This is a genomic window from Pseudomonas sp. TE36184 (genome assembly GCF_054060055.1).
Genome location: NZ_JBSSCU010000001.1, coordinates 4,737,292 through 4,757,265 on the forward strand (window position 1 = coordinate 4,737,292; position 19,974 = coordinate 4,757,265).

Consider the following 19,974-nt stretch of genomic DNA (forward strand, 5'->3'; position numbering starts at 1 on the left):
CCAACGGCGTTTTGGCACAGCAGCCCCTCAAGACTGCGGGTCTGGCGCTTGCAAGGGCCGAGTATATCGAGACGCTGGCGTCGCGACGACCTCTCGGCGCTCATTTGGTCGGTAAATAGACGCTGTAACGGAGCTTTTTCCGGCAACTGTTCTCCTGCCCTGGTTGACCGACTCCCTGCGCCGTGAATAGTTCACCGCGCTGCGCTATCAACCGTTCGACGCTGTGCTTTTTCCGGCGATTTGCTATCTTGCCAGACCGCCGCAAGTCCAGGGCGTGCCGTCTTTATTACGCTGATTACTATAAGAGAAGCCTTGCCATGTCCTCCGTGCCCGCAAGCAGTGCGCAACCGTCGCGCCCGCTGACCCGCAACGACTACAAAACCCTGTCGCTGTCTGCCTTGGGCGGGGCGCTGGAGTTCTACGACTTCATCATCTTCGTGTTTTTCGCCACCGTGGTCGGAAAACTGTTCTTCCCCGCCGACATGCCCGAGTGGCTGCGCATGATGCAGACCTTCGGCATCTTCGCCGCCGGTTACCTGGCGCGGCCCCTGGGCGGCATCATCATGGCGCACTTCGGTGACCTGCTGGGGCGCAAGAAAATGTTCACCCTGAGCATCTTCATGATGGCCGTGCCGACCCTGATCATGGGCCTGCTGCCGACCTACGCGCAGATCGGCCTGTGGGCGCCGATCCTGTTGCTGTTGATGCGCGTGATCCAGGGCGCGGCGATCGGCGGCGAAGTCCCGGGCGCCTGGGTGTTCGTCTCCGAACACGTTCCGCCACGCCACATCGGCTACGCCTGCGGCACCCTGACCAGCGGCCTCACCGCCGGCATCCTGTTGGGTTCGCTGGTGGCCACCGCCATCAACACGCTCTACAGCCCGGAGCAGGTCTCCGATTACGCCTGGCGTATCCCGTTCCTGCTCGGCGGTGTGTTCGGCCTGCTGTCGGTGTACTTGCGCCGCTGGCTGCATGAAACGCCGATCTTCGCCGAGATGCAGCAACGCAAGGCTCTGGCCGCCGAACTGCCGCTGCGCGCGGTGCTGCGCGACCACCGTGGCGCCATCGTGCTGTCGATGCTGCTGACCTGGCTGCTGTCGGCCGGCGTGGTAGTCGTCATCCTGATGACCCCGACCGTGCTGCAGACCCTCTACCACTTCAGCCCGACCGTTGCGCTGCAAGCCAACAGCCTGGCCATCGTGACCCTGAGCCTGGGCTGCATTGCCTCCGGCGCCCTGGCCGACCGCTTCGGTGCCGGCCGCATACTGGTGGTCGGTTGCGCACTGTTGCTGGCGACCTCCTGGACGCTGTATCACAGCCTGCTGGACCACCCTGACTGGCTGTTCCCGCTGTACGCCCTGACCGGCCTGTTTGTCGGCACCATCGGCGTGGTGCCCTACGTGATGGTGAAAGCCTTCCCACCGGTGGTGCGCTTCAGCGGGTTGTCGTTCTCCTACAACGTGGCCTACGCCGTGTTCGGCGGGCTGACGCCGTTGGCGGTGTCGCTGCTGATGAAAGAAAGCCCGATGGGCCCGGCCTACTACGTTGCCGTCCTGTGCGTGATGGGGATGGGGGTGGGTGGGTATCTGTGGAAGCGCGGCAGGTAATCAGCTATCTGAAGATCGTTCCTACGCAGTTGCGTAGGAGCGATCATAAATTACAGAGTGTTTCCGAATCATCGTTTCAACCGCCTCGACGTCCTCGCCACCCCCGTTTTTTCGGCACTTGCCGCTTCTGGCCGCTTTTTCCCCCAATACTGGCCTTTCATCTAATTGTCATATTCCAGACATAGAGTGTTCACACGGCCTATCAATACTTGGCCCCGATCCAACTATCCCTATCTGCTAGGAGTAAGGCATGAAACTGAAGCGTTTGATGGCGGCAATGACTTTTGTCGCTGCTGGCGTTGCGACTGCCCACGCGGTGGCCGCTGGTGTTGACCCGGCTATTCCGGCTTATACGAAGACCACTGGTGTGTCGGGCAACTTGTCCAGCGTCGGTTCCGATACCCTGGCTAACCTGATGACCCTGTGGGCCGAGGGTTACAAAAAGGAATACCCGAACGTCAACATCCAGATTCAAGCTGCTGGTTCTGCCACTGCGCCACCTGCGCTGACTGAAGGCACCTCCAACCTGGGCCCGATGAGCCGCAAGATGAAGGACACCGAACTGGCGGCCTTCGAGCAGAAGTACGGCTACAAGCCAACCGCTATCCCGGTTGCCGTGGATGCCCTGGCCGTGTTCGTGCACAAGGACAACCCGATCAAGCACCTGACCATGGAACAAGTCGACGCGATCTTCTCCTCGACTCGCCTGTGCGGTGCCAAAGCCGACGTCAAAACCTGGGGCGACCTGGGTGTGACCGGCGACCTGGCCAACAAGCCAGTGCAACTGTTCGGTCGTAACTCGGTATCCGGCACCTACGGCTACTTCAAAGAAGAAGCCCTGTGCAAAGGCGACTACAAGCCTAACGTGAACGAACAACCAGGCTCGGCTTCGGTCGTGCAGTCGATCAGCTCCTCGCTGAACGGCATCGGTTACTCGGGCATCGGCTACAAGACCGCCAGCGTGAAGACCGTGGCCCTGGCCAAGAAAGGCAGCACTGACTTCATCGAAGACAGCGAAGAAAACGCCCTGAACGGCAAATACCCGCTGTCGCGTTTCCTCTACGTTTACGTCAACAAAGCCCCGAACAAGCCGCTGGCACCGCTGGAAGCCGAGTTCGTGAAGCTGGTTCTGTCCAAGCAGGGCCAGGAAGTTGTGGTCAAGGACGGCTACATCCCACTGCCAGCCAAAGTTGCCGCCAAGGCACTGGCTGACCTGGGTCTGAAAGAAGGCAACTAAGTTGCTGGGCCGGGTAAAACCGGCCGTTCTGTAGGAGCGGGCTTGCTCGCGAAAGATGATAGAGCACTGCGTTTATTCAGAAGCAGCGCGTTATCGTTAACGCTCTTCGCGAGCAAGCTCGCTCCTACAGAAACTCCTAATTTTTAGTCCGCTGCCGGCTTTGCCATGCGGCGGATTTCTTGCGTCACTGCATTGTCATCTTTCTGTCATACAGGACCGCTAGGGTGTGCGCATGAATGATCTGGCCAATTCCACTATGACGACGACTTCTCCCCCCAAGCGTATTGACTTCAATACGCCTGAGTTGCAACGCAAGCGCCGCATTCGCGCGCTCAAGGATCGCCTGACCCGTTGGTACGTGCTGATCGGCGGCCTCGCCGTCCTCGGCGCTATCACTCTGATCTTCTTCTTCCTGGCCTACGTGGTCGCGCCCTTGTTCCAGGGCGCCTCGCTGACCAAGGAAGCCGCGCTGACACCGGCGTGGATGCAAGACGCGGGCAAGCCGTTGATGATCTCGCTGGAAGAACAGAACCAAGTCGCCATGCGGGTTTCCGACAAAGGCCAGGCGCTGTTCTTCGACGTGAGCACCGGCGCCGAACTCAAGCGCATCGACCTGCCGCTGGCGGCCGGCGTCAGCGTCGTGTCGATTGGTAAAGACCAGCCGGGCAGCCCGCTGGTGATCCTCGGTTTGTCCAATGGCCAGTCCCTGGTGTTCCGCCACACCTACAAGGTGTCCTACCCGGACGGCAAGAAGACCATCAGCCCGGCCATCGAATACCCTTACGGCGAAACGCCGATCGTGCTGGATGACGCCGGTCGCCCGCTGGAACACGTCGCGCTGAACGTCACCGACACCTCGCTGGTGGTGGCCGGTTCGGCCGGTTCGCACTTGAACGTGCTGTCCCTGAGCCGTGAAGAAAACATGATGACCGGCGAAGTCACCAGCGAGCAGAAGCGTATCGAGCTGCCGCAGATGACCGAGCCGGTGAAGGCGATCTTCATCGACCCACGCCAGCAATGGCTGTACGTGATCAACGGCCGTGCCCTGGCGGATGTGTTCAGCCTGCGCGACAAGAGCCTCAACGGTCGCTATAAACTGCTGGAAGACGGCGACGCCGAAATCACCGCCAGCACCCAACTGGTGGGTGGTATCTCGCTGATCGTCGGTAACTCCAAGGGCGGCCTGGCCCAGTGGTTCATGGCCCGTGACCCGGATGGCGAACAGCGCCTGAAGCAGATCCGCACCTTCGAGATGGGCACTGCGCCCATCGTTGAAATCACCGCCGAAGAACGTCGCAAAGGCTTCACCGCCCTCGACGCTTCCGGCAAGTTCGGCGTGTTCCACAGCACCGCCCACCGCACCCTGCTGGTGGACCCGGTGGTCGATGGCCCGGGCGTGTTCGGCCTGTCGCCACGGGCCAACCGTGTGATCGTCGAAGCCGACGGCAAGCTGCAACCGTTGCTGCTGGACAACCCGCACCCGGAAGTGTCGTGGAGCGCGCTGTGGAGCAAGGTCTGGTACGAAAACTACGACGAGCCTAAATACGTCTGGCAATCGACCGCCGCCAACACCGATTTCGAACCCAAGATGAGCCTCGCGCCGCTGACCTTCGGTACGCTGAAGGCCGCGTTCTACGCCATGTTGCTGGCCGCGCCGCTGGCCGTTGCCGCAGCGATCTACACCGCGTACTTCATGGCGCCGGGCCTGCGCCGCAAGGTCAAGCCGGTGATCGAGCTGATGGAAGCGATGCCGACGGTGATCCTCGGCTTCTTCGCCGGCCTGTTCCTCGCGCCGTATGTCGAAGGGCATCTACCGGGGATTTTCAGCCTGCTGATGCTGGTGCCGATTGGCATCCTGGTGGCCGGTTTTATCTTCAGCCGCCTGCCTGAGTCCATTCGCCTGCGGGTTCCCGATGGCTGGGAAAGCGCGATCCTGATCCCGGTGATCCTGTTTGTGGGCTGGCTCTCGCTGTACATGAGCCCATACCTGGAAACCTGGTTCTTCGGCGGCGACATGCGGATGTGGATCTCCCATGACCTGGGCATCACCTATGACCAGCGCAACGCCCTGGTCGTCGGCCTGGCGATGGGGTTCGCGGTGATCCCGAACATCTACTCCATCGCCGAAGACGCCGTGTTCAGCGTGCCGCGCGGCCTGACCCTGGGCTCTTTGGCCCTGGGCGCCACGCCGTGGCAGACCATGACCCGCGTGGTCATCCTGACCGCCAGCCCGGGGATTTTCTCGGCGCTGATGATCGGCATGGGCCGCGCCGTGGGCGAGACCATGATCGTGCTGATGGCCACCGGTAACACCCCGGTGATGGAGATGAACCTGTTCGAAGGCCTGCGCACCCTGGCGGCCAACGTCGCGGTGGAAATGCCCGAGTCGGAAGTGGGCGGCAGTCACTACCGCGTGCTGTTCCTCTCGGCGCTGGTGCTGCTGTTGTTCACCTTCATCATGAACACCCTCGCCGAGCTGATTCGTCAGCGTCTGCGCAAGAAATACTCGTCGCTTTAAGAAAGGTAGAAGTCTGTGAAACAGAACTCCCTGAATGGATGGTTCAAGAGCGGCGCCCCCGGCGTCTGGATCAGCGGTGGCGCGGTGTCCATCGCGGTCATCATGACCCTTGGTTTGCTGGCTGTGATTGCGGTGCGTGGTTTGGGCCACTTCTGGCCGGCTGACCTGATCCAGGCCAACTACGATGTCCCGGGCCAAGAAAACCATATCGTCATCGGCGAAGTGGTACAGAAAGAAGAAGTGCCGCGCGAGCGCCTGAAAAGCGCTGGCCTGCCCGTGCCCGACGTGGGCCCGGAATTCATGACTCGCGAGTTGATCAAAGTCGGTAACCGCGATCTGAACGGCAACGACTTCACATGGATCGTCGGCGAATGGCTGAAGAACCAGACCAAACCGCTGGAATTGATGACCATCGAGCGCCGTGAGTGGGGCAACTTCTACGGCACCCTGGTCAACGTCAAGCAGGATGGCAAGGTCATCGCCGAAGGCCAGGCTGCGTGGCCGGAGCTGCAGGCTCGGGTCGACCGCGTGAACAAGCTGGCGGCCCAGCTCAAGACCCTTGAGAAGTCCGACATCGGCGCGATCAACGCCGGTCTTGAACGTATCCGTCTGCACGGTCGCAAGCTGGAACTGGAAGGCAAGCTCGACGCCGCCGCCCAGGCCGACATGGACTCGGGCCGCGCCGAACTGAATGCCCGTTACCAGGACATCGAAGCGCGCCTGGCCGACCTGCACGCCCAATTCAACCGCGACGCCTTGACTGCCCGCGATGCGAACGGCAAGGAAGTCGAAATCGGCATCGGCAAAGTGGTCCACGCCTATCAGCCGAACGCCATGGGCACGATGACCAAGATCGGCTTCTACTTCAGCAAGGTCTGGGAGTTCCTCAGCGACGACCCACGGGAAGCCAACACCGAAGGCGGGATCTTCCCGGCCATCTTCGGCACCGTGATGATGACCCTGATCATGGCGATGATCGTGACCCCGTTCGGCGTGCTGGCGGCGGTGTACCTGCGTGAATACGCCAAGCAGAACGCCCTGACGCGGATCATCCGCATCGCCGTGAACAACCTGGCGGGCGTACCGGCCATCGTTTACGGCGTGTTCGGCCTGGGCTTCTTCGTGTATGTATTGGGTGGCTCGGTTGACCGCCTGTTCTTCGCCGAAGCCCTGCCGGCCCCGACCTTCGGCACGCCGGGCCTGTTGTGGGCGTCGCTGACCCTGGCGCTGCTGGCGGTGCCGGTGGTGATCGTGGCTACCGAGGAAGGCCTGGCGCGGATTCCTCGCACTGTGCGCGAAGGCTCGCTGGCACTCGGCGCGACCAAGGCGGAAACGCTGTGGAAGATCGTGCTGCCGATGGCCAGCCCGGCGATGATGACCGGCATGATCCTCGCCGTGGCCCGTGCCGCCGGTGAAGTAGCGCCGCTGATGCTGGTGGGCGTGGTCAAGCTGGCCCCGTCGCTGCCGCTGGACGGCAACTACCCTTACTTGCACCTTGACCAGAAGATCATGCACCTGGGCTTCCATATTTATGACGTCGGTTTCCAGAGCCCCAACGTCGAGGCCGCAAGGCCGCTGGTATATGCCACCGCGCTGTTGCTGGTGCTGGTGATCGCCACGCTCAACTTGTCGGCGGTGTGGATCCGTAACCACCTGCGCGAAAAATATAAAGCGTTGGATAGCTAATTGAAGTGACGCGGACTCAATGTGGGAGGGGGCTTGCCCCCGATAGCGGCGTATCAGAAACACATATGCTGGCTGACACACTGCTATCGGGGGCAAGCCCCCTCCCACACTAGACCACGATATACGCAGAATTTGAGTAAACCGCCCCCGGCGGTTCAACAACACGAATTGGTAGCACAGGGAGCATCCCATGCAACAAGAAACCCATTCCCATGGCATCAACATGTCTGCCCTGGGTCGTGACAAGCAGAGCCTGAGCCTGGCCCAGGAAACCGTGGCCATCGAAGTGCCGGGCCTGAGCCTGTACTACGGCGACAAACAGGCGCTGTTCGACGTCAGCATGAACATCCCCAAGCAGCGCGTGACCGCCTTCATCGGCCCGTCGGGCTGCGGCAAGTCCACGCTGCTGCGCACCTTCAACCGCATGAACGACCTGGTCGACGGTTGCCGCGTGGACGGTGCGATCAACCTCTACGGCAGCAACATCTACCGCAAGGGTGAAGACGTGGCCGAGCTGCGTCGCCGGGTGGGCATGGTGTTCCAGAAGCCCAACCCGTTCCCCAAGACCATCTACGAAAACGTGGTCTACGGCTTGCGCATCCAGGGCATCAACAAGAAGCGCATCCTCGACGAAGCGGTCGAATGGGCGCTTAAAGGCGCCGCGCTGTGGGACGAGGTCAAGGACCGCCTGCACGACTCCGCACTCGGCCTGTCCGGCGGCCAGCAACAACGCCTGGTGATCGCGCGTACCATCGCCGTGGAACCGGAAGTGCTGCTGCTCGACGAACCTTGCTCGGCACTCGACCCGATCTCGACGTTGAAAGTCGAAGAACTGATCTACGAGCTCAAGTCCAAGTTCACCATCGTCATCGTGACTCACAACATGCAACAGGCGGCGCGGGTTTCCGACTACACCGCGTTCATGTACATGGGCAAGCTGGTGGAGTTCGGCGATACCGATACCCTGTTCACCAATCCGGCGAAGAAACAGACCGAAGACTACATCACCGGTCGCTACGGCTAGGAAGCTGTGGTTCAGATTGCATTGACGCTGCGGTTCTCCGCACCTTTCCGGACGCTCCAAGGACGCCAACATGATTAGCAAAGAAGGCCTTACCCACCACATCTCCGCGCAGTTCAATGCCGAGCTTGAGGAAGTGCGCAGCCACCTCCTGGCGATGGGCGGGCTGGTGGAGAAGCAAGTCAACGATGCGGTCACCGCGCTGATCGAGGCCGACTCGGGCTTGGCCCAGCAAGTGCGCGAGATCGATGACCAGATCAACCAGATGGAACGCAATATCGACGAAGAATGCCTGCGCATTCTCGCCCGTCGCCAGCCGGCGGCTTCCGACCTGCGCTTGATCATCAGTATTTCCAAGTCGGTGATCGACCTTGAGCGTATCGGCGATGAATCCACCAAGATCGCCCGCCGCGCCATCCAACTGTGCGAAGAAGGCGAAGCGCCGCGCGGTTATGTGGAAGTGCGGCATATCGGTGACCAGGTGCGCAACATGGTGCGCGATGCCCTGGACGCGTTTGCCCGTTTCGACGCCGAACTGGCGTTGTCGGTGGCCCAGTACGACAAGATCATCGACCGTGAGTACAAGACCGCCCTGCGCGAGCTGGCCACCTACATGATGGAAGACCCGCGCTCTATCACGCGGGTCTTGAGCATTATCTGGGTGCTGCGTTCGCTGGAGCGGATCGGCGACCACGCGCGCAATATCTCGGAGTTGGTGATCTATCTGGTGCGTGGCACCGACGTGCGGCACATGGGCCTCAAGCGCATGAAAGCCGAAGTTGAAGGATCTACCGATCAAATCCCTAATGTTCCGGGCGAATCTGACGATAAGTAAGGTTGCCCGAGATATTAACGCCCGGCCTTTGGTCGGGCGTTTTCGTTTGTGGGCGCTGATTTTTTTGTGCGTGGGGTGAAAGAAAGTCCCAACACAACTACAGAGTTTTGGCAAAATGCCATCAGTCAGGCGTTCTGCGTGCCGCGTTTTTATAGGATAAAGGGTCGATGAGTAAAGTCAGTGTATTGGTGGTGGATGACGCCTCGTTTATTCGCGACCTGGTGAAGAAGTGCCTGCGCAATTACTTCCCCGGGATCAAGATTGAAGATGCGGTGAACGGCAAAAAGGCCCAGGCCATCCTGATGCGCGAAACCTTCGATCTGGTGTTGTGCGACTGGGAAATGCCCGAGATGTCCGGCCTGGAGCTGTTGACCTGGTGCCGCGAGCAACCGCAGCTCAAAGCCATGCCGTTCGTGATGGTGACCAGCCGCGGCGACAAAGAGAACGTGGTGCAGGCGATCCAGGCCGGGGTTTCCGGCTACGTCAGCAAACCGTTCACCAACGAACAGCTGTTGACCAAGGTCAAGCACGCTCTGCACAAGGTCGGGCGCCTCGACGCCCTGGTCGCCAGCGCACCGACCAAGATGAACTCAGCGTTCGGCAACGACTCCCTGAGCGCCCTGACCGGTGGCAAGCCCGAAGCGGTCAAGGTCGCTCCTGTCGCGGCGGCTGCACCGAGCAAAGGCCTGCTCAACAGCCCGCCCGTGAAGGCGGCTGCCGCCGCTGCGCCCGCCAGTGGTCGCGGGCAGGGTCAGTTGCGCCTGTCCAGCGGCACCCAGCAATGCGTGATCAAGGGCCTGAGCATCAAGGAAGCGCTGCTGGTGGTCCGTCGCGGTGAGGTCCTGCCTCAGGTACTGGAAAGCGCGGTGCTCGACCTTGAGCAAGGCGACAACGCCGAAGTCGCGCGCCTCAACGGCTACCTGCACGCCGTCGTCGCCTTCGAGCCCAAGCCCGACAGCGACTGGCTGCAACTGACCTTCCGCTTTATCGACCAGGATGCGCAGAAACTGGACTACATCTCGCGGCTGATCGCGCGGGGTACGGCGCAGAAGCATTTTGTGCCGGGTGCCTGATTCACAGAACGCCACCTGTCCTCTGTGGAAGGGGGCGTGCTCCCGATGGTCTTTCATTCAACATCTTCGTTGGCTGAACTACCGCAATCGCGAGCAAGCCCGCTCCTACATGTGAAGTTCGTTGTTTTCAGTATCGGGTAAATCTCACACGGTCTTGTCATCAAGCCTTGCTAGCCTGCCATTCAGTCCCCCCGGCAGGTTCGCGCCATGCTCCTTCGCCTATTGCTGTTCTGTGGGCTGGCTGCGGTCGCCACGTCGACCCCGGCCATGACCCTGTACAAATCCACCGACGCCAATGGCGAGGTGTTTTTCAGCGACCGGCAAACCCCCGGCGCCCAGGCGTTTGTGATCCGGGAGCGGGGGGCCGTGCGCGTGCAACGGCCGGTGCTCGACCGGCCAAGGCCCGGTTATCCCCAGCAGGCCTACCGCTACCCCTTGCCCTGGCGCGGCGGGCCGTTTCGCCTGAGCCAAGGCCCCAACGGCAGCTTCAGCCATACCGACGCCAAAAGCCGCTACGCCATGGACATTGCCATGCCCGAAGGCACGCCGATCATTGCGGCGCGCAGCGGCAGGGTGGTGAAGATCGAGAATGACCAGGCCGGGCGCGGCAACGATGCGTCAGGGAATTTCGTGCGGGTGCTGCACGATGACGGCACCCAGGGCGTGTACCTGCACCTCAAGCAAGGTTCGGTCAGCGTCAGGCCGGGGCAGCGGGTGGCGGTGGGCAGTGCGCTGGGGTTGTCGGGCAACACCGGCAACAGCAGCGGGCCGCACCTGCACTTTGTGGTGCAGCAGCGGACCGAGGCGGGGCTGGTATCGATCCCGTATGAGTTCAACCAGCCCGTGGGGGTATTGCCCAATTTTGCCTTGGGCAATTGACGGTCAGTCCAGCAGCAGGACCTTGGCCAGCACGATTTTCGGCCCTTTCATCTTCTTGATGATGATCCGCAGGCCTTCAACCTCGAGGACTTCTTCCTCTTCCGGCACCCGCTTGAGGGTGTCATAGACCAGCCCGGCCAGGGTTTCCGCTTCGATGTGGTCGAGGTCGACGCCAAGCAGGCGTTCCACCTTGAACAGCGGCGTATCGCCGCGTACCAGCAGTTTGCCCGGCTGGTAGGCGAGGATGCCGCGCTCGGCCTTGCGGTGTTCGTCCTGGATATCGCCCACCAGCACTTCGAGCACGTCTTCCATGGTCAGGTAGCCGATGATCTTGCCGTCGGCTTCTTCCACCAGGGCGAAGTGCGCGCCGCCTTTGCGGAACTGCTCCAGCAACTGCGACAGCGGCATGTGCCGCGACACGCGCTCCAGCGGGCGGGTCAGTTCGGCCAGGTTGAACGACTCGGGGAGATGGTCCAGGTTCGCCAGTTCCAGCAGCAGGTCCTTGATGTGCAGCAGGCCGACAAACTCGTTGCGCTGCGCGTCATACACCGGGTAACGGCTGAATTTGTGGCGACGGAACAGCGCAAGGATTTCCTTGAGCGGGGCGTTGAAGTCCAGGGTCACCAGGTCTTCCCGCGAGTTGGCCCAGTCGACCACTTCCAGTTCGCCCATTTCCACGGCCGAGGCCAAGACGCGCATGCCTTGGTCGCTGGGGTCCTGGCCACGGCTGGAGTGCAGGATCAGCTTGAGTTCTTCGCGGCTGTACTGGTGCTCATGGTGCGGGCCGGGTTCGCCTTGCCCGGCGATCCGCAGGATGGCATTGGCGCTGGCGTTGAGCAGGTAGATTGCCGGGTACATGGCCCAGTAGAACAGGTACAGCGGCACGGCCGTCCACAGCGACAGCAGTTCCGGCTTGCGAATGGCCCAGGACTTGGGCGCCAGTTCACCGACCACGATGTGCAGGTAGGAAATCAGGAAGAAGGCGGAAAAGAACGACACGCCTTTGATCACTTCCGGCGACTCGACGCCAGCGGCGCCCAGCAGCGGCTCGAGGATATGCGCAAACGCCGGCTCGCCGACCCAGCCCAGGCCCAGGGAGGCGAGGGTGATACCCAGCTGGCAGGCCGACAGGTAGGCGTCGAGCTGGCGGTGGACGGTGCGCAGGATCTGCCCGCGCCAACCATTGGTGTGGGCGATGGCCTCGACCCGCGTGGAGCGCAGTTTGACCATGGCAAACTCCGCCGCAACGAAGAACGCGTTGAGCAGTACCAGGATCAGTGCAAAAAGAATCATGCCGAAATCGGCGAAGAGTGTGGCGAGGGTGATACCTGGGGAAGGGTCCATGATGGGGTTTTGCGGGTTCCGTATGTTCAATAGGGGTGACAGGAGCGCCTGAAAGGCGGACACAAGTCGGCCAATGTAGCGGCTGGCGCGGCGCTTGCCTAGTGGTTGCTGCCTGGTGGAGCCAGGAATACCTGCTTTGGAACAATGCAATTCCAAATGTGGGAGGGGGCTTGCTCCCACATTTAGCGTTGTATTGTGTCCGGGTTATTCATCATTCACGACCATCCGCGAACGGGTTACCTGGGGCGGCGGAAAATGGCAGGTAAAGGTGCTGCCGTGGCCGAGCACACTGCTGATTTCCAGGCGTGCGCGGTGGCGCAGCAGCACGTGCTTGACGATCGCCAGGCCCAGCCCGGTGCCGCCGGTGTTGGAGTTGCGGCTGGAGTCGACGCGGTAGAAGCGCTCGGTCAGGCGCGGCAGGTGCTTGGCGTCGATGCCGATGCCGGAGTCTTGCACGCTCAGGTGCGCGCCCTGGGCGTCGGCCCACCAGCGGATGCGGATATTGCCCTTGTCCGGTGTGTACTTCACGGCGTTGAACACCAGGTTGGAAAACGCGCTGCGCAATTCGCCTTCGCTGCCTTTGAGCAGTACCGACGGGTCGGCTTCCAGGGTGATCTGTTGCCCGCGTTGGCCGGAGAGGGCCTGGGCGTCGTTCTTGATGGTCTGCAACAGGCTTTGCACCGCCACCGGGTGGTTATCCGACGGGTAATCGGTCGCCTCCAGCTTGGCCAGCAACAGCAGGTCATTGAGCAGGGTTTGCATGCGCGAGCCTTGCTGCTGCATCTGCTGCAGGGCGCGGCTCCAGCGCGGGTTGATCTCGTCGACGTTGTCCAGCAGCGTCTCCAGGTAGCCGCAGATCACCGTCAACGGGGTGCGCAGCTCGTGGGAGACGTTGGCAACGAAGTCCTTGCGCATCTGTTCCAACTGGTGGATGCGGGTTACGTCGCGCACCAGCATCAAGTGTTCGTTGTTGCCGTAGCGCGTCAGGTACAACTGGATGCGTACGCGGTCGTTGGTGGGCGAGGGAATTTCCAGGGCTTCTTCGTAGTTTTCCTGCTCGAAGTATTCCTTGAAGCGCGGGTGGCGGACCAGGTTGGTCACCGGTTGGCCGCTGTCCTGGGGCGTCTTGAGGCCCAGCAGGGTCTCGGCGGCGCGGTTCCACCATTCGAGGTTGCCGTCGCTGTCGAGCATGATCACTGCGTCTTTCAGCGCGGCGGTGGACTCCTGCACCCGGTCGATCACCGCTTGCAGGCGCCCGCGTACCCGTTGGTCGCGGCGTTGCAGGTGATAGATGCTGTCGAACACCTCGCCCCACAGGCCGTAGCCGTCGGGTGGTGCTTCATCGGGTTTGTGTTGGCGCAGCCATTCATGCAGGCGCAGCAATTGCTTGAGGGTCCAGCCCAGGTACAGACCAATGCCGACGGCCAGGCTCCAGCCGTATTGGCCGCTGATCAGGCCTACCAGCAAGCAGCCGGTGATCAACAGCAGCAGGTGGCGGATCAGCGTGCCATGCCAGTTTTGGTTCACTTGAACATGCGTCCTTGTCAGCTGTTAAGTCAGGCTCTTGCGTTCAGAAACCGGCTGGCTCAGCCCTTGGTGGAAAACCGATAGCCGGTGCCGCGCACGGTTTGTACCAGATTCTCGTAGGCATCGCCCAGGGCTTTGCGCAGGCGACGGATATGCACGTCCACGGTGCGCTCTTCCACGTACACATTGCCGCCCCACACTTGGTCCAGCAACTGGCCGCGGGTGTAGGCGCGTTCCTGGTGGGTCATGAAGAACTGCAGCAGACGGTATTCGGTCGGGCCCATCTCGGCGGGCTTGCCGTCGATGGTCACGCGGTGGCTGATCGGGTCCAGCAACAGGCCGCCGACTTCGATCGGTGCTTCGCCATCGGTCGGGCCGGCGCGGCGCAGTACGGCTTTCAGGCGTGCGACCAGTTCCCGTGGGGAAAACGGCTTGGTGATGTAGTCATCGGCGCCGACTTCCAGGCCCTGGATCTTGTTGTCTTCTTCGCCCTTGGCCGTGAGCATGATGATCGGGATGTCGCCGGTCAGCTCGTCACGCTTGAGGCGCCGCGCCAGTTCGATGCCGGAGGTGCCGGGCAGCATCCAGTCGAGCAGGATCAGGTCCGGTTTGCGGTCGACGATAATGGCATGGGCCTGCTGCGAGTTCTCCGCTTCCAGGCAGTCATAGCCGGCCATTTCCAACGCGACGGCGATCATCTCGCGAATGGGCGCTTCGTCGTCGACGATCAGAATGCTCCTGCCAACCATGCCTAAAATCCTCTTGTCATTTAACTGTCTTGCGCCGCATTAGATAACGGAATTATTGCAGTCGTGTGACAGTAATTTAGCTGCTCGCGCAATTCCCGCCTGCGTGGACTACGCTTTGGGTCCGAATCCTGACAACCACAAAAGGAAGGTTCCGATGACTTACAGTACTTTTTCCTGGAAAGCCCTGCTGGTCACGGCGGCGTTGACGCTGCCGACCCTGGCATTCGCGGCGGACCCCGCGACGACCAAAGACGGGATACTGGTCGATCACAACGGCATGACGCTCTATACCTTCGCCAAGGACGCCAATGGCAAATCCATGTGCAACGATAAGTGCGCCGCCAACTGGCCGCCATTGACGGCGGCGTCCACCGACAAGCCCATGGGCAAATGGACCGTGATCACCCGTGACGACCAGAAGAGTCAGTGGGCCTACAGCGGCAAGCCGCTCTACACCTTCGTCATGGACAAGAAGGCCGGCGACATGACCGGTGAAGGCAAGATGGACGGGGCCTGGAAAGTCGCCAAGCCTTAGTTGGGCCCTCGCGATGAGGGGCCTGGCCCCTCATCGAAAGCCGTAATCCGCGACAATCCCGACAAAGATCGCCAACCCGGCCCAGTGGTTGTGCAAAAACGCCTTGAAGCACTTCATCCGGTCCCTGTCCCGGGTATACCAGAATTCCCAGGCAAAACAGCCCGCCGCCGCCAGCAACCCCAGGTGGAACCAGCCGCCCAGCTCGAACCGCGCGCCGGCCAGCAACAGGCACGCCAGCGCCAGGCCTTGCAGGGTCAGAATGATCGCCCGGTCGGCGTCGCCAAACAGGATGGCGGTGGATTTCACGCCGATCTTCAAATCGTCGTCGCGGTCGGTCATGGCGTAATAGGTGTCGTAGCCCACCGTCCACAGCACATTGGCGATGTACAGCAGCCACGCGGCGGCAGGCAGGTTGCCGGTTTCGGCGGTGAACGCCATCGGCATGCCCCAGGAAAACGCCGCGCCCAGCACCACTTGCGGGTAATAGGTGTAGCGCTTCATGAACGGATAGCTCGCCGCCAGCGCCAGGCCGCCGAGGGACAGCAGGATGGTCGTCGCGTTGGTCAGCAGCACCAGCAGGAAACTGACACCCATCAGCAGCGCGAAAAACACCAGCGCCTCTTTCGAGCTGATCTTGCCGCTGACCAGTGGGCGTTGCTCGGTGCGCTTCACGTGGCCGTCGACCTTGCGGTCGGCCCAGTCGTTGATCACGCAGCCGCCGGCGCGAGTGAGCACCACGCCGAGCACGAAAATCAGGATATTGATCAAGGACGGCGAGCCCTTGCCGGCGATCCACAGCGCCCACAGCGTCGGCCACAGCAGCAGATAGATGCCGATGGGTTTGTCCATGCGCGTCAACTGAATGAAATCCCAGGCCCTGGGGTTCAGACGGTTCAAGGATTTGAGCAGGCGTTGATACATCAGCGGTTCTCCGGGTGGTCATGCACCGCGTGCCACAGGCTCGGCAGGAAGATTTCGGCGACCAGCACGCTCAGCGCCCCGCGATCGAACCGCGAGCGGCGCGCCCACAGCCCGTCGAGCTGATCCGCGGGGGGCAGCCATGGGCGCGGGTAATGGCAGACCTCGATCGCCCGGCGCGTGAAGGCGCGGTCGCAGAACAGCAGCTCGCCCAGGGAGCGGCTCCCCAGCTCGTCCATATGCAACCCGTCGCCTTGCAACGCACTGCGCGACGCCACGCTGCGGGCAAACACCCACGGCTGGCCATGCCCGCGCAAATACACCTCGCGCACCCAACCGATGCTGGCCTGGGGCAGGTCAAGCGCCGCGCACTCATCGTCGCGCAACGGCTGCCAGCCTTCGCACAGCGGCGTCACGCTGAAACTGTCGCTGGACAGCCCCGTCAGGCGCCGCGTCAGCGAGCCCTCGTCGAACAGCCAGTCAAGGGTCAACGGCGCGGGCAGGGGGCTCAGAAGGCTCTGGGTCAGCCATTGGCAAGCATCGGGAAGGGCGATTGAGTGCGGCACGGTGCGTCAATATTGGCAGCAAAAGAGGTGGCGAGCTTACCATGGCGTCCGGCTCTTTTGCCGGGCTGAACCGGTGCCTTGTGTCGATCGTACTTGCATCTGCAGGCCCCGATCAGTACAAAACGCGCTGAGCCGCACGGCAACGCGGGATCTATCGACCGTCGGCCAACCTGCCTGGACCCTGAGGAAGCAAGTAAATGAAGAAGTGGCAATGCATAGTCTGCGGCCTGATCTATGACGAGAAAGACGGCTGGCCGGACGACGGAATCGCTCCGGGTACCCTGTGGGAGGACGTTCCGGAAGACTGGCTGTGCCCGGACTGCGGCGTGGGCAAAGTGGATTTCGAAATGATTGAAATCGCGTAATCGCGAATTTAAGAAACGTACTACAAGGAGAAAGGAATGAACGCACCTGTCGTGATCGTCGGCACAGGGCTCGCCGGTTACAACGTGGCCCGCGAGTTTCGCAAGCTCGACAGCGATACCCCGTTGTTGCTGATCACCGCGGATGATGGGCGCTCCTACTCCAAGCCCATGCTCTCCACCGGCTTTGCCAAGAACAAGGAAGCCGATGGCCTGAGCATGGCTGAACCCGGCGCCATGGCCGAGCAACTCAAGGCCGAGGTACGCACTCATACCCGTATCACCGGTATTGACCCGGGCCACAAGCGCTTGTGGATCGGCGAAGAAGCGGTGACTTACCGCGACCTGGTCCTGGCCTGGGGCGCGGAAACCGTGCGCGTGCCGGTCGAAGGCGACGCCGCGGAGCTGATTTTCCCGATCAACGATCTTGAAGACTACGCCCGCTTTCGCGCGGCAGCCGTCGGTAAACGCCGCGTGCTGCTGCTTGGCGCCGGCCTGATCGGCTGCGAATTCGCCAACGACCTGATCCTCGGCGGCTACGAAATCGACCTGGTGGCACCGTGCGAGCAAGTCATGCCGACCCTGCTGCACCCAGCGGCGGCCGCAGCGGTACAAGCCGGGCTGGAAGGCCTTGGGGCGCGCTTCCACCTGGGCCCGGTGCTCAACCGCCTGCAACGCAGCGCCGAAGGTCTGGAAGCGCACCTGTCGGACGGTGAAGTGATCCAGTGCGACCTGGTGGTCTCGGCCATCGGCCTGCGCCCGCGTGTCGACCTGGCCGCGGCTGCCGGCTTGCAGGTCAACCGTGGGATCGTGGTCGACCGCCACCTCAAGACCTCCCACGCCAACATCTATGCCCTGGGCGACTGCGCCGAGGTCGATGGCCTGAACCTGCTGTACGTCATGCCGCTGATGAGCTGCGCCCGCGCCTTGGCCCAGACGCTGGCGGGCAACGCCACGGCCGTCAGCTACGGGCCGATGCCGGTCACCGTGAAAACCCCGGTCTGCCCGCTGGTGGTTTCGCCACCGCCACGGGGCACCGAAGGCGTGTGGAGCGTCGAAGGGCAGGGCGCCGACATCAAGGCCCTGTGCCGCGATGCCAGCGGCCGCCTGCTGGGCTACGCGCTGACCGGCAGCGCCGTGATGGAAAAACTGGCGTTGAACAAAGAACTTCCGCCGCTGCTGGCGTAAATACCGGTCGTTCTGTCGGAATAACCCTATTTTTCACCCTAGAAAGGTCGCCACGAGACTGGCGCGGCGTCCGAGGGCATGCCATCCTCACTCCCGTCTGCCGCAGAGTAGAGCCTGCGGCGCCTTGGGCGCTGCTCCATTAGAGAGCAGCACGGACATAACAACAAAAAACCGTCAAAGAGGCTTCACTTATGCGTAAACCAGAACTCGCAGCCGCCATCGCTGAAAAAGCGGACCTCACCAAAGAACAGGCGAATCGCGTCCTCAACGCCGTTCTCGAAGAAATCACCGGCGCCCTGCACCGCAAGGACAGCGTCACCCTGGTTGGCTTCGGCACCTTCCTGCAACGCCACCGCGGCGCCCGCACCGGCAAAAACCCGCAAACCGGTGAGCCTGTGAAAATCAAGGCCAGCAATACCGTTGCGTTCAAGCCGGGCAAGTCGCTCAAAGACAGCGTCAACCCGTAATAGCGGTATCGTCTCGAAGGGGGCGGGGAGGTAGAAAAAGTGGGCACGCCGACTGGGTCGGGTGCCCATTTTTTGTGCGCGTGGAAAAGCAATCGAGGCGCAAGGAGGGGGCTCACGGCTTATACAGTTATTAGTATTAGCGGGGCAGAGTTTTTTATTGTTTGTAAAGGACGATTACTTACGCACTGGAACTTAATGGGTACGAGGCGCCACCTATTAGTCGAGATTGCAGGGACGCGCTCAAGACTATTTTAAAGAGGTGTCTCAATGAAACTCACTGATCTAACTTATATTCCTCCAAATACTCCATCACCTCAGCCAACTGTGCCAGGAAACTCAGTTCCGTTGACGTCGGGTAATGGGCAGCAAACGGCTGACTCCTCGAAGATTGTATATGGTTCGAATGCGGGTAACGGAGGGGGTATTGAATATCCCACGACGAGTAATGAGAAAATAGGTGCTTCTGAGTTAAGTGGCGCTACTAAGGCTGGCGGAGGACGCAGGGGGGGAGGGTCAAGTGGACGTGGAGGTTCCGGAAGTGGATCCGGTACTCCGCCAAATGGACAAGGAGGTTCGAATTCTCACGTAAATGGGCAAGGAGGTCCGAATTCTCAGGCAAATGGACAAGGAGGTTCGAATTCTCACGTAAATGGGCAAGGAGGTCCGAATTCTCAGGCAAATGGGCAAGGAGGTTCAAATTCTCACGTAAATGGGCAAGGAGGTCCGAATTCTCACGCAAATGGATCAGGGGGCTCCAATCCTCGGTCAAATAAACAAGGAGGCTCCCATCCTCTGCCAAACCCCAAAGCCGCGTCACCTGGTATTAAGGATTCTTTAAAGACCACGCAAAATATTAACGATCTACACGATAAAAATGGGTTCTCGCCGCTCTCTTCTGAACTGGCGTCCAGCGCGCGCAACTCACTTATCAGTGGGGGGGTAAATTCACTGGTGAATATCCCCTTGAATGTGGGGGAACATTTGGCTTCCAAAGCCATCATCGATAGAATCGAAGCGCAAGCTGCAATGCCAGGCGCGGCAAAAAAGAACGCGGACGGCACGACCACGACCGTAGACCCGGCAGCAACAGAAAAGCAAAAAATAGACGCGCGCCTCGAAGACAGTGAAATAAAAACAGAGTTGATGGTCAACCAGATCCTTTCCATTAACGAAGGATCTGAGGCTAATGCGGTTAGTAAAAAATCGGATGCACCAAAAGACACAGCCGGGCGCTTGACCAATCAAGAAAAAACCATGGATGGCATAGAAGCCCAGTTGCAAGACCTGGGTACACGATACGACCTTGTTTATAAGCCGTATGAAGCGCCGAAGTCGTCGGATGCACCGACTGACAAGTCTCGTATGGATGCGATTGAACTGCGCCACAAGCACATGAACAGAATGATTAAAAGATTGATAACGCTTGTAGAATCGGATGTAACGTAGTTTTGATAAACTCTTG

Annotated in this window: 18 protein-coding genes; 13 read left to right on the top strand and 5 right to left on the bottom strand. The window is 61.0% G+C overall.

What is annotated here, in order from left to right:
- The first annotated feature begins 317 nt into the window (after positions 1–317).
- The 8 genes from ACVWZP_RS21210 (at position 318) to ACVWZP_RS21245 (ending at position 10,856) form a co-directional block, all read left to right on the top strand.
- Positions 318–1,607 carry an MFS transporter gene (locus ACVWZP_RS21210; protein ID WP_017850005.1) on the top strand — a complete coding sequence of 430 codons (1,290 nt, stop codon included), beginning with the start codon at positions 318–320 and terminating at the stop codon, positions 1,605–1,607.
- Between the two features lie 250 nt (positions 1,608–1,857).
- Positions 1,858–2,844: a phosphate ABC transporter substrate-binding protein PstS gene (locus tag ACVWZP_RS21215; RefSeq protein ID WP_017850004.1), complete on the top strand. Its 987-nt coding sequence runs from the start codon at positions 1,858–1,860 to the stop codon at positions 2,842–2,844.
- Positions 2,845–3,328: 484 nt separating this feature from the next.
- Positions 3,329–5,362, top strand: coding sequence for an ABC transporter permease subunit (locus ACVWZP_RS21220; RefSeq protein WP_169884756.1), 2,034 nt, complete (start codon positions 3,329–3,331; stop codon positions 5,360–5,362).
- Between the two features lie 15 nt (positions 5,363–5,377).
- Positions 5,378–7,048 carry a phosphate ABC transporter permease PstA gene (pstA, locus tag ACVWZP_RS21225; RefSeq protein ID WP_457370142.1) on the top strand — a complete coding sequence of 557 codons (1,671 nt, stop codon included), beginning with the start codon at positions 5,378–5,380 and terminating at the stop codon, positions 7,046–7,048.
- Between the two features lie 190 nt (positions 7,049–7,238).
- Complete coding sequence (gene pstB / locus ACVWZP_RS21230) at positions 7,239–8,072, top strand: phosphate ABC transporter ATP-binding protein PstB (protein ID WP_017850001.1); 834 nt, start codon at positions 7,239–7,241, stop codon at positions 8,070–8,072.
- A 70-nt stretch (positions 8,073–8,142) separates the two neighbouring features.
- On the top strand, positions 8,143–8,904 hold the full coding sequence (phoU, locus tag ACVWZP_RS21235) for a phosphate signaling complex protein PhoU (RefSeq protein ID WP_017850000.1): 762 nt from the start codon (positions 8,143–8,145) through the stop codon (positions 8,902–8,904).
- A gap of 167 nt (positions 8,905–9,071) precedes the next feature.
- The gene (locus ACVWZP_RS21240; RefSeq protein WP_046381620.1) at positions 9,072–9,977 is read left to right on the top strand and encodes a response regulator; all 906 of its coding nucleotides are present in this window, start codon (positions 9,072–9,074) and stop codon (positions 9,975–9,977) included.
- 207 nt (positions 9,978–10,184) lie between these two features.
- Entirely contained in the window at positions 10,185–10,856 is a 672-nt protein-coding gene (locus tag ACVWZP_RS21245; RefSeq protein ID WP_046381621.1) for a peptidoglycan DD-metalloendopeptidase family protein, read from the top strand.
- 3 nt (positions 10,857–10,859) lie between these two features.
- Here ACVWZP_RS21245 and ACVWZP_RS21250 read toward each other — a convergent pair whose 3' ends face one another.
- The 3 genes from ACVWZP_RS21250 to phoB form a co-directional block, all read right to left on the bottom strand.
- Positions 10,860–12,200: a hemolysin family protein gene (locus ACVWZP_RS21250; protein WP_177029754.1), complete on the bottom strand. Its 1,341-nt coding sequence runs from the start codon at positions 12,198–12,200 to the stop codon at positions 10,860–10,862.
- A gap of 204 nt (positions 12,201–12,404) precedes the next feature.
- Positions 12,405–13,727 (bottom strand): phosphate regulon sensor histidine kinase PhoR, encoded by a 1,323-nt coding sequence (gene phoR, locus ACVWZP_RS21255; protein ID WP_017849996.1) that lies wholly within the window; start codon positions 13,725–13,727, stop codon positions 12,405–12,407.
- A 59-nt stretch (positions 13,728–13,786) separates the two neighbouring features.
- Positions 13,787–14,476 (bottom strand): phosphate regulon transcriptional regulator PhoB, encoded by a 690-nt coding sequence (phoB, locus tag ACVWZP_RS21260; protein ID WP_003176964.1) that lies wholly within the window; start codon positions 14,474–14,476, stop codon positions 13,787–13,789.
- Between the two features lie 154 nt (positions 14,477–14,630).
- Here phoB and ACVWZP_RS21265 point away from each other — a divergent pair, with 154 nt between their 5' ends.
- Complete coding sequence (locus ACVWZP_RS21265; RefSeq protein WP_046381623.1) at positions 14,631–15,011, top strand: COG4315 family predicted lipoprotein; 381 nt, start codon at positions 14,631–14,633, stop codon at positions 15,009–15,011.
- A gap of 30 nt (positions 15,012–15,041) precedes the next feature.
- Here ACVWZP_RS21265 and ubiA read toward each other — a convergent pair whose 3' ends face one another.
- Together ubiA and ACVWZP_RS21275 are read right to left on the bottom strand one after the other, a co-directional pair.
- A complete protein-coding gene (ubiA, locus tag ACVWZP_RS21270; RefSeq protein WP_017849994.1) occupies positions 15,042–15,932 on the bottom strand; it encodes a 4-hydroxybenzoate octaprenyltransferase in 891 nt (296 codons plus the stop codon).
- On the bottom strand, positions 15,932–16,495 hold the full coding sequence (locus ACVWZP_RS21275; RefSeq protein ID WP_017849993.1) for a chorismate lyase: 564 nt from the start codon (positions 16,493–16,495) through the stop codon (positions 15,932–15,934). The genes ubiA and ACVWZP_RS21275 overlap by 1 nt, the downstream gene beginning before the upstream one ends.
- A 197-nt stretch (positions 16,496–16,692) precedes the next feature.
- Between ACVWZP_RS21275 and ACVWZP_RS21280 the strand changes: the two genes are divergently transcribed.
- From ACVWZP_RS21280 to ACVWZP_RS21295, 4 genes are all read left to right on the top strand, one after another.
- The gene (locus tag ACVWZP_RS21280; RefSeq protein WP_046381624.1) at positions 16,693–16,860 is read left to right on the top strand and encodes a rubredoxin; all 168 of its coding nucleotides are present in this window, start codon (positions 16,693–16,695) and stop codon (positions 16,858–16,860) included.
- 36 nt (positions 16,861–16,896) lie between these two features.
- Positions 16,897–18,045 carry an NAD(P)/FAD-dependent oxidoreductase gene (locus ACVWZP_RS21285; RefSeq protein ID WP_457370143.1) on the top strand — a complete coding sequence of 383 codons (1,149 nt, stop codon included), beginning with the start codon at positions 16,897–16,899 and terminating at the stop codon, positions 18,043–18,045.
- Positions 18,046–18,236: 191 nt separating this feature from the next.
- Positions 18,237–18,512 carry an HU family DNA-binding protein gene (locus tag ACVWZP_RS21290; protein ID WP_003213368.1) on the top strand — a complete coding sequence of 92 codons (276 nt, stop codon included), beginning with the start codon at positions 18,237–18,239 and terminating at the stop codon, positions 18,510–18,512.
- 951 nt (positions 18,513–19,463) lie between these two features.
- Positions 19,464–19,958, top strand: coding sequence for a type III secretion effector protein (locus ACVWZP_RS21295; RefSeq protein ID WP_231589857.1), 495 nt, complete (start codon positions 19,464–19,466; stop codon positions 19,956–19,958).
- Positions 19,959–19,974: the final 16 nt, after the last annotated feature.

Bases quoted from the DNA above. Each gene is read 5' to 3' on its own strand.
- ACVWZP_RS21250 (WP_177029754.1), bottom strand. From the start codon at position 12,200: ATGGACCCTTCCCCAGGTATCACCCTCGCCACACTCTTCGCCGATTTC.
- phoB (WP_003176964.1), bottom strand. From the start codon at position 14,476: ATGGTTGGCAGGAGCATTCTGATCGTCGACGACGAAGCGCCCATTCGC.
- ACVWZP_RS21210 (WP_017850005.1), top strand. From the start codon at position 318: ATGTCCTCCGTGCCCGCAAGCAGTGCGCAACCGTCGCGCCCGCTGACC.
- ubiA (WP_017849994.1), bottom strand. From the start codon at position 15,932: ATGTATCAACGCCTGCTCAAATCCTTGAACCGTCTGAACCCCAGGGCC.
- ACVWZP_RS21290 (WP_003213368.1), top strand. From the start codon at position 18,237: ATGCGTAAACCAGAACTCGCAGCCGCCATCGCTGAAAAAGCGGACCTC.
- ACVWZP_RS21245 (WP_046381621.1), top strand. From the start codon at position 10,185: ATGCTCCTTCGCCTATTGCTGTTCTGTGGGCTGGCTGCGGTCGCCACG.
- pstB (WP_017850001.1), top strand. From the start codon at position 7,239: ATGCAACAAGAAACCCATTCCCATGGCATCAACATGTCTGCCCTGGGT.
- ACVWZP_RS21265 (WP_046381623.1), top strand. From the start codon at position 14,631: ATGACTTACAGTACTTTTTCCTGGAAAGCCCTGCTGGTCACGGCGGCG.
- phoU (WP_017850000.1), top strand. From the start codon at position 8,143: ATGATTAGCAAAGAAGGCCTTACCCACCACATCTCCGCGCAGTTCAAT.
- ACVWZP_RS21220 (WP_169884756.1), top strand. From the start codon at position 3,329: ATGCAAGACGCGGGCAAGCCGTTGATGATCTCGCTGGAAGAACAGAAC.
- ACVWZP_RS21280 (WP_046381624.1), top strand. From the start codon at position 16,693: ATGAAGAAGTGGCAATGCATAGTCTGCGGCCTGATCTATGACGAGAAA.
- ACVWZP_RS21240 (WP_046381620.1), top strand. From the start codon at position 9,072: ATGAGTAAAGTCAGTGTATTGGTGGTGGATGACGCCTCGTTTATTCGC.
- ACVWZP_RS21285 (WP_457370143.1), top strand. From the start codon at position 16,897: ATGAACGCACCTGTCGTGATCGTCGGCACAGGGCTCGCCGGTTACAAC.
- ACVWZP_RS21215 (WP_017850004.1), top strand. From the start codon at position 1,858: ATGAAACTGAAGCGTTTGATGGCGGCAATGACTTTTGTCGCTGCTGGC.